10 protein-coding genes and 3 tRNA genes are annotated in these 7,337 nt (G+C 65.0%); 5 read left to right on the forward strand and 8 right to left on the reverse strand.

The features are described from left to right. The first annotated feature begins 427 nt into the window (after nucleotides 1–427). A tRNA-Gly gene (locus tag IAE41_RS21195) sits at nucleotides 428–503 on the forward strand. A 58-nt stretch (nucleotides 504–561) separates the two neighbouring features. On the opposite strand, the gene IAE41_RS21200 is transcribed toward IAE41_RS21195, so the two are convergent. Beyond that, the gene (locus IAE41_RS21200) at nucleotides 562–1,122 is read right to left on the reverse strand and encodes an Rrf2 family transcriptional regulator (protein WP_200734455.1); all 561 of its coding nucleotides are present in this window, start codon (nucleotides 1,120–1,122) and stop codon (nucleotides 562–564) included. 284 nt (nucleotides 1,123–1,406) lie between these two features. On the opposite strand from IAE41_RS21200, the gene IAE41_RS21205 reads away from it, so the two are divergent. Next, nucleotides 1,407–2,618 (forward strand): NAD(P)/FAD-dependent oxidoreductase, encoded by a 1,212-nt coding sequence (locus IAE41_RS21205; RefSeq protein WP_200734456.1) that lies wholly within the window; start codon nucleotides 1,407–1,409, stop codon nucleotides 2,616–2,618. 161 nt (nucleotides 2,619–2,779) lie between these two features. After that, entirely contained in the window at nucleotides 2,780–3,889 is a 1,110-nt protein-coding gene (locus tag IAE41_RS21210) for an NAD(P)/FAD-dependent oxidoreductase (protein WP_200734457.1), read from the forward strand. A gap of 15 nt (nucleotides 3,890–3,904) precedes the next feature. Here the strand turns inward: IAE41_RS21210 and IAE41_RS21215 are convergent, their stop codons facing one another. The 4 genes from IAE41_RS21215 to IAE41_RS21230 all read right to left on the reverse strand — a co-directional run bounded on the left by IAE41_RS21215 (nucleotide 3,905) and on the right by IAE41_RS21230 (nucleotide 5,588). Then, entirely contained in the window at nucleotides 3,905–4,231 is a 327-nt protein-coding gene (locus IAE41_RS21215) for a hypothetical protein (RefSeq protein WP_200734458.1), read from the reverse strand. 20 nt (nucleotides 4,232–4,251) lie between these two features. Then, nucleotides 4,252–4,713: a tetratricopeptide repeat protein gene (locus tag IAE41_RS21220; protein ID WP_200734459.1), complete on the reverse strand. Its 462-nt coding sequence runs from the start codon at nucleotides 4,711–4,713 to the stop codon at nucleotides 4,252–4,254. Nucleotides 4,714–4,779: 66 nt separating this feature from the next. After that, nucleotides 4,780–5,106 (reverse strand): hypothetical protein, encoded by a 327-nt coding sequence (locus IAE41_RS21225; protein WP_200734460.1) that lies wholly within the window; start codon nucleotides 5,104–5,106, stop codon nucleotides 4,780–4,782. A gap of 20 nt (nucleotides 5,107–5,126) precedes the next feature. Next, nucleotides 5,127–5,588 carry a tetratricopeptide repeat protein gene (locus IAE41_RS21230; RefSeq protein WP_200734461.1) on the reverse strand — a complete coding sequence of 154 codons (462 nt, stop codon included), beginning with the start codon at nucleotides 5,586–5,588 and terminating at the stop codon, nucleotides 5,127–5,129. 204 nt (nucleotides 5,589–5,792) lie between these two features. Here IAE41_RS21230 and IAE41_RS21235 point away from each other — a divergent pair. Continuing rightward, nucleotides 5,793–5,868 (forward strand) — tRNA-Gly (locus IAE41_RS21235). A gap of 43 nt (nucleotides 5,869–5,911) precedes the next feature. On the opposite strand, the gene IAE41_RS21240 is transcribed toward IAE41_RS21235, so the two are convergent. From IAE41_RS21240 to IAE41_RS21250, 3 genes are read right to left on the reverse strand one after another with little or no spacing between them, the layout of a single operon-like run. Then, nucleotides 5,912–6,280, reverse strand: coding sequence for a hypothetical protein (locus IAE41_RS21240; RefSeq protein WP_325167019.1), 369 nt, complete (start codon nucleotides 6,278–6,280; stop codon nucleotides 5,912–5,914). Then, nucleotides 6,277–6,729: a hypothetical protein gene (locus IAE41_RS21245; protein ID WP_200734462.1), complete on the reverse strand. Its 453-nt coding sequence runs from the start codon at nucleotides 6,727–6,729 to the stop codon at nucleotides 6,277–6,279. Before IAE41_RS21245 ends, IAE41_RS21240 begins: the two co-directional genes overlap by 4 nt. Continuing rightward, on the reverse strand, nucleotides 6,722–7,126 hold the full coding sequence (locus IAE41_RS21250) for a hypothetical protein (protein WP_200734463.1): 405 nt from the start codon (nucleotides 7,124–7,126) through the stop codon (nucleotides 6,722–6,724). Before IAE41_RS21250 ends, IAE41_RS21245 begins: the two co-directional genes overlap by 8 nt. A 130-nt stretch (nucleotides 7,127–7,256) precedes the next feature. On the opposite strand from IAE41_RS21250, the gene IAE41_RS21255 reads away from it, so the two are divergent. After that, nucleotides 7,257–7,332, forward strand: a tRNA-Gly gene (locus IAE41_RS21255). Nucleotides 7,333–7,337 lie beyond the last annotated feature (5 nt).

Here is a 7,337-nt window from a genome sequence, read left to right on the forward strand (position 1 = left end):
CGTGGATCTACCGGGGTGGGATGCCTCCATCCACGCATGGCGTGGATCTACCGGGGTGGGATGCCTCCATCCACGCATGGCGTGGATCTACCGGGGTGGGATGCCTCCATCCACGCATGGCGTGGATCTACCGGGGTGGGATGCCTCCATCCACGCATGGCGTGGATCTACCGGGGTGGGATGCCTCCATCCACGCATGGCGTGGATCTACCGGGGTGGGATGCCTCCATCCACGCATGGCGTGGATCTACTGGGGCGGCATGCCGCCATCCATGCATGGCGTGGATCTACCGGTGATGCACCGACACATCGCGCGCCGTAGTAGATCCACGCCATGCGTGGATGCGCCATGCCGAAGCGCCGCGAAATCCCCCGAAAAAAAACCGCTTGACGCCATTCCCAGAACAGGTAGAATTTCGCCTCCCAAGCGGGAATAGCTCAGTTGGTAGAGCGCAACCTTGCCAAGGTTGAGGTCGCGAGTTCGAGTCTCGTTTCCCGCTCCAGATTCAAGAAAAACGCTCCCGCAAGGGAGCGTTTTTCGTTGTGCGGTTACGCCGCTCCTCAATCCCCGTCCGGTGCCGACGCACGCGAACGCATGCCGGTGATGCGTGCTTCTTCGCGTGCCACCTGGCGGTCGGCAAACCACTCCTGCACGTCGCCTGCAAAGCTCGCCGGGCGCCCCTTGCCCTGCACGCCTTCGGCAATCGAGGCCAGGCTGGAACGCGCCAGTTCCTCGCGCATGGCCTTCTGCGCATTGATCATCACCGCGTGGATGCCGCACACCCCGCGGTTGGCCCAGCGCGGTGGGCTGCCATCGAACAGCGCGCAGCGCCCGCGGATCTCCTGGCAATCGAACAGCGCCTTCTGTCCCTCCACCGCATCGACGACATCCAGCACGCTGATGTCTTCAGGCGCGCGCGCCAACTGGTAGCCACCGCGGATGCCGCCGGTGGACTCGACGATGCCGGCCTTTTCCAGCTTGGGGAAGATCTTTGCCATGAAGGCCGCCGGCACGCCCTGCAGTTCGGCAAGGTCGCGGCTGCTGGGGCGCTGCTCCAGCGGCGGGACCAGCCAGAGCAGGCAGTGAAGGGCGTACTCGACGCCCGTTCCAATGTGGGCCATGGGAGCGGTCCAGAAAAATATAACGCGGACTATAGAGGCCTGAGTTACCCGCGGCAAGCGCATGAAGCGCCGTCCAGTGCATTGATTTCATTGGCGTTATGCCTGCGGGAGAGGCGTGCAGGGTTGCCCGCTGTCCTGAACGGCGGCCGCCACCGCGCTTGCACCACATAACGCGGACTCATATGATCCGCGTTATGTGGTGCGCCGGCGCAGCACATCCCCGTGCCCCTGCCGCCTGCGCATCGGGCTGCATGACCCCTCGTTTCCCAGAAGGATTTCTTTCCGTGTCCCAACGCATTCTTGTCATCGGCGCTGGCTTTGCCGGCATGTGGAGCGCGCTTGCCGCCGCCCGTCTTCTCGACCAGGCCGCGCGCCGTGATGTTGAGATCGTGCTGGTTGCACCGTCCCCTGAACTGCATGTGCGCCCGCGCCTGTACGAGAAGGGGCCCGAACGCATGAAGGCGCCGCTGCAGGCGATCTTCGATGCGGTGGGCGTGCGTTACCTTGCCGGGCGCGTCGAGCACATCGACGTGGCCCGCCAGCAGGTGCAGGTGGTGGGCGCGGCGGCCGATGCCGCAGCACAGACGCTGCACTACGACCGCCTGGTGCTTGCTGCCGGCAGCCGCCTGAACTGCCCGCCGATTCCCGGCCTGCAGCAGCATGCGTTCAACGTCGACCAGATCGCCGATGCAGCGCGCCTGCAGGCGCACCTGCAGGGCCTCGGCGAGCGCGCGCAGAGCGCGGCGCGCAACACGGTGGTGATTGCAGGCGCAGGCTTCACCGGCATCGAAACCGCCGCCGAAATGCCGGCGCGCCTGCGCGACGTGCTGGGTGCCGATGCTGCAGTGGACGTCATCATGGTCGAGCGTGCCGATGCGCTGGGTCCGGACCTGGGCGAAGGCCCGCGGCCGGTCATCACCCAGGCCTTGACCGAGCTGGGCGTGTCCTGGCGGCTGGGTTCGGGCGTGGCCAGCGTGGATGCGGATGGCGTGACGCTGGAAAACGGTGAGCGCATCGACGCCGCGACCGTCATCTGGACCGCCGGTGCACGTGCCAGCGCGCTGACCGCACAGATCCCCGGCCAGCACGACGCTGTGGGTCGCCTGCACGTGGACCGCACCCTGAAGGCGAAGGGCGTCGACGCGGTGTTCGCCACCGGCGACTGCGCGCATGCTGCCACCGACGACGACGGCAACGTCGCGATGATGTCCTGCCAGCACGCGATGAACCTGGGTCGCTCCGCCGGCCACAACGCTGCAGCCGATCTGATTGGTGGTGCGCTGATCCCCTATGCACAGCCCAAGTACGTGACCTGCCTGGATCTGGGCCCGTGGGGTGCTGTCTACACCGAAGGTTGGGACCGCCAGGTGGTGCTTTCCGGTGCTGAAGCCAAGGCGCTCAAGACCCGCATCAACACCGAATGGATCTATCCGCCCACGGGTGAGCGTGCGGAGATCCTGGCATCGGCCGACCCGCTGCGGATCGTGGTGGCCTGACGTCGCAGTGAGGCGTCGAGTGCAACGCCCGCGCCAACGGGCGTTGCGCTTCCGGTGCGTTGCGCGCCGTGCAGCGCTTCATCCCCACTTCACCGGCACTCCATGGCCCCGCCACGCGCGCAGGCCACGCTGCATCTTCGTTCCCCTATGGTGATGCTGCGATGCCCCACATATCCTCCGCCTACGACCACGATCTGGTCATCGTCGGCGCAAGCTTTGCAGGTGCGGCCTGTGCATTGGCCGCAGCGCAGTACGGTCTTCGCGTCTGCGTGCTTGAACGCAAGGCAGACCCCGGCGAGCGCATGCACACCACCGGCATCGTGGTGAAGGAGGCGATGGAACAGACCTGGCTGGGCCACATTCCCGAGCACCTGGTGCAGCGCGTCGCGCGCGTGCGCCTGTATGCGCCCAACCTGCGCAGCGTGCAGCTGCAGGCGCCGGGCTACTACTTCCTCACCACTGACACCCCGAACCTGATGCGCTGGCTCGCTGCCGAGCTGCGTGCCAGTGGTGTCGATCTGCGCCTGCAGCAGTCCTTCCGCCAGGCCGAAATCGATGGCGATGGCTGGCAGGTGGAGGGGGCAGGGCGGTGTGCCTATCTGGTCGGTGCCGATGGCGCCCGTTCGCGCGTGGCCCGGCGCACCGGCCTGGGCCAGGTGCGCGACCACCTCCATGGCGTCGAGCGTGAATTCGACGGCCTGCAGCTGGCGCGGGGCGATGCGCTGCATTGTTTCGTCAGCAGGCGCTATGCACCGGGCTACATCGGTTGGGTCGCACAGAACCCTGCCGGCGTACAGGTGGGTCTCGCCCTGCGCCATCAGCCGATGCAGGCGCGGGTGCCGGAGATCGATGGCTTCATCGAACACGTGCGCGACATCGTCGGCATCGCGCCTTCATTGCAGCCATCGTCCACCCGTGCCGGACGGGTGCCCTGCGGCCTGCCTGACGGCCCGATCACCGGCCATCGGCTGATCCTCACCGGCGATGCGGCCGGCATTGTCTCGCCGCTGTCGGCCGGCGGCATCCATTCATCGTGGCGGCACGGCTGGGCGGTCGGTGATGCCATCGGCCGGTACCTGCGCGGCAAAGGGCCGCCCGCCGAGCAGGTGGCGCGCCGGGTGGCACCCACCTTCCGCCGCAAGCGCCTGCTGCGCTGGGCGATGGACCACCTGCAGCAGGACTGGCCGGTCAACGCGCTGCTGCGAACGGCGACGATGCGGCGCGTCGCCGAGCAGATCTACTTCCACCAGCGCGGGGTGCGGGCTGACTGACCCGCAGGGCGACGCTCAGGCGGTGGGCGGTGTCGCCCTGATCTTTGCCAGGCCCTTGACCAGCGACGTGATGTTTTCTGGGTCGCCGCCGCGATCCAGGCGGTCGGACCAGCGCGCGAAGTACTCGCGGAACAGCCGGTTGCCATCATCGGTGAGGTTGTCTTTCGTGACCTGGAAGGTCTCGTTCAACGATCCATCGGCGTTGTAGGGGGATTCCAGCAGCAGCTCGTTGTCCACCAGGAAGCGCATCAGGACTTCGGTGATGTGGGTGACTTGGCGGCGGTAGTCCGGGCGCTTGCTGGACTCAAGCATGGCGGGGTAGGAGTATCTGAGGATGGTCATGATCGGTATCGTCCGGACGCTCAGCCTGCAGGCCTGCTGCGCCGCGCTTTTTCTTCCTTGTAGAAGGTCACATACCGGCGTTCCATTTCCTTGAACGTCCGGTTCCCGCCCCGTGCTTCGGCGCGCGCGAACCATTCAAAGGCCTGTTCAAGGTCGCCCATCTCGTAGTGCGCCTCGCCAACATCGCTGAGCACGTTGTGTGATTTCGGCGAGCCGACCTTGAGCACCTGCTCGCTCCACGCCAGCGCCAGTGGGTAGTCGCCCTGCTGGAACGCGATGGCGCGCAGGCGATCGGTGACGTTCAGCCCGGGCATCTGCCATTGGTGCCAGTTCTCAGGAAACTGTTCCCACACCGCCAGGAATCCAGCGTGCGCCTCGTCGAGGCGGCCGTGGAAATAGTGGGCTTCGGCGGCTTCTTTCAGCGCTTTCAATGCGGCACCGCCGTCGGGCAGTGTCTTGTACATCTCGAAATCGGGTTGCATGACCGTGGCCTCCTTGGCAGGGTCAATGAAAACAGGGGGCAGGCTGACTGACTCGCAGGGCGGCGCTCAGGCGGTAGGTGGTGTCGCCCTGATCTTTGCCAGGCCCTTGACCAGCGATGTGATGTTCTCGGGCTTGCCGCCGCGATCGATGCGGTCGGACCAGCGCGTGAAGTACTCGCGGAACAGCCGGTTGCCGTCATCGGTGAGGTTCTCTTTCGTGACCTGGAAGGTCTCGTTCAACGATCCATCGGCGTTGTAGGGGGATTCCAGCAGCAGCTCGTTGTCCACCAGAAAACGCATCAGGACTTCGGTCATCTGGGTGACGAGGCGGCGGTAGTCCGCGTTCTTGCTGCGCGCAAGCATGGCAGGGTAGGTGTATCTGATGATGATCATGATCGTGATGCTGCGGACACTCAGCCTGCGGGCTTGCTACGCCGCGCCTTTTCTTCCTTGTAGAAGGTCACATACCGGCGTTCCATCTCCTTGAACGTCCGGTTCCCGCCCCGTGCTTCGGCGCGCGCGAACCATTCGAAGGCCTGTTCAAGGTCGCCCATCTCGTAGTGCGCCTCGCCAACATCGCTGAGCACCTTGTGTGACTTCGGCGAGCCGACCTTGAGCACCTGCTCGCTCCAGGCCAGTGCCAGCGGGTAGTCGCCCTGCCGGAACGCGATGGCGCGCAGGCGATCGGTGACGAACAGCCCGGGCATCTGCCATTGCTGCCAGTTCTCGGGAAACTGTTCCCACACCGCCAGGAATCCAGTGCGCGCCTCGTCGAGACGGCCACGGAAATAGTGGGCTTCGGCGGCTTCTTCCAGAGCCATCAATGCGGCACCGCCGTCGGGCAGTGTCTGGTACATCTCGAAATCGGGTTGCATGACCGAGGCCTCCTTGGCGGGGGTCAATGAAAACAGGGGGGCGGGCATCACCGCGCCTCGCCCTCCGGGGCGATACCGTAACATCTGGCAGGGGGCTGGCCTGCCCGTGCGGAACCCATGTTCAGGTTTGGCGAAGAAAGAGGTTGACGGTCCCGTCCAATCTCGGCAGAATGGCGCTCCTTCGACGCAGGTCGAACGGAATCTGCGGGAATAGCTCAGTTGGTAGAGCGCAACCTTGCCAAGGTTGAGGTCGCGAGTTCGAGTCTCGTTTCCCGCTCCAGATCAGGAAAAACGCTCCCGTAAGGGGGCGTTTTTCGTTTGCGTCAGATCTTTTCGCCGACGGCTGTACGGGGCGTTCCCGTGCGCACGCTGCACCACGTGCGTACGTCCGTGCGGTCGAAGCCCCGGCACGTGTTCTTCTGTGCGATGTACACGTACGGAGCGTCGGCCCGGTAGGTGAAGTGGTAGTAGTAGGCCTCGTCCTTGCCGTACAGCCAGGCATTGGAGGAGCCATCGCTGATTACGTACGGTTCGAAGAAAAAGATCGACGACGGTTCGGGAATGAAGTTGCTCCTGTCCATCATCAGCATCATTGCGTTCGATACCAGCTGGGTCGAAAGGCAGGCTGCGAGCGCGCACGCGGCCAGTACCAGCCCGATGGCGGTGGCCGCATGGCGTCGTGCTGCGCTCACGGTGAAGGAGCTTCGCGTGCGGTGGAAGTGCGGCCGCGAAGCGCCTGCCAGAGGGTGATTGACGACACCGACCACAGGGCCAGGAACAGGCTCAGATCCAGCAGCAGCAACCACAGCAGGTGCGTGCCGTAGACCGGCGACTGATGCATCGCGCCCATCGCCAACGGTAACGACCATGCCAGCAGCAGCGCGAAAGCGATCAGCAGGCGCAGCCAGAGCCGACGCCATCGCCATGGGCGCACGATCAGCGTGACAACAGCTATTTCGACCGTGCTCATCACGGCAAAGATCGCAACTGCGCGGATGGGATAGGGCTGCACTTCGCCGGGTTCCAGCCAGCGCTGCATCCAGTAGTCGGTCTGCGTGCCGGCATGAATCAGCGCGGCCATCACCACCAGCCAGATCGTGGCCGCCGCCAGGTAGTACCACCGGGTGTTGCGATCAATCATGCATGGGCTCCTTGCTCGTGCTGCAGGCCGTGGCGCGCGCGGCGAAGCGTGCGCTGGCGGTGATCGCGGCCAGTGCGAGCACGCCCGGGCCGACGGTGAAGTACAGCATGCGCAGCGGGTTGTTGTGCATCAGCGTCCAGCCTGCGAATGCGAGCGGGATGGCCAGTACCACCAGCTTGGCTGCAAGCGGCCGCAGTACGGCGACCAGCGGCTGTGCGCCGAGGAACAGCACGAACGTGTAGTACTGCGCGAGGCCCAGGCCGATGTTGCCGTGCGAGCTGAAACCGACATGGTTGCCATACCAGGTCATGCCCAGTGGCATCAGCGTCCAATAGAGCGCGGCCACCAGCAGGTGCAGCAGCAGGGAGATCAGCAAAGGCTTGCCGTGCAGGAACATGGGCGCAGGCGTCCGGGCGGGGCAGGGTACCCCACCACGCCAGGCCCGGATCAGCGTGTGTGAAGACTGTTGACGGCGTGAAGGAATTTGGACACAATAGCGCTCCTTCGACGCAGGTCGAACGGAATCTGCGGGAATAGCTCAGTTGGTAGAGCGCAACCTTGCCAAGGTTGAGGTCGCGAGTTCGAGTCTCGTTTCCCGCTCCAGATTC

Origin of the sequence: Stenotrophomonas sp. S39 (assembly GCF_016624665.1) — a bacterium.
GTDB lineage: Bacteria > Pseudomonadota > Gammaproteobacteria > Xanthomonadales > Xanthomonadaceae > Stenotrophomonas.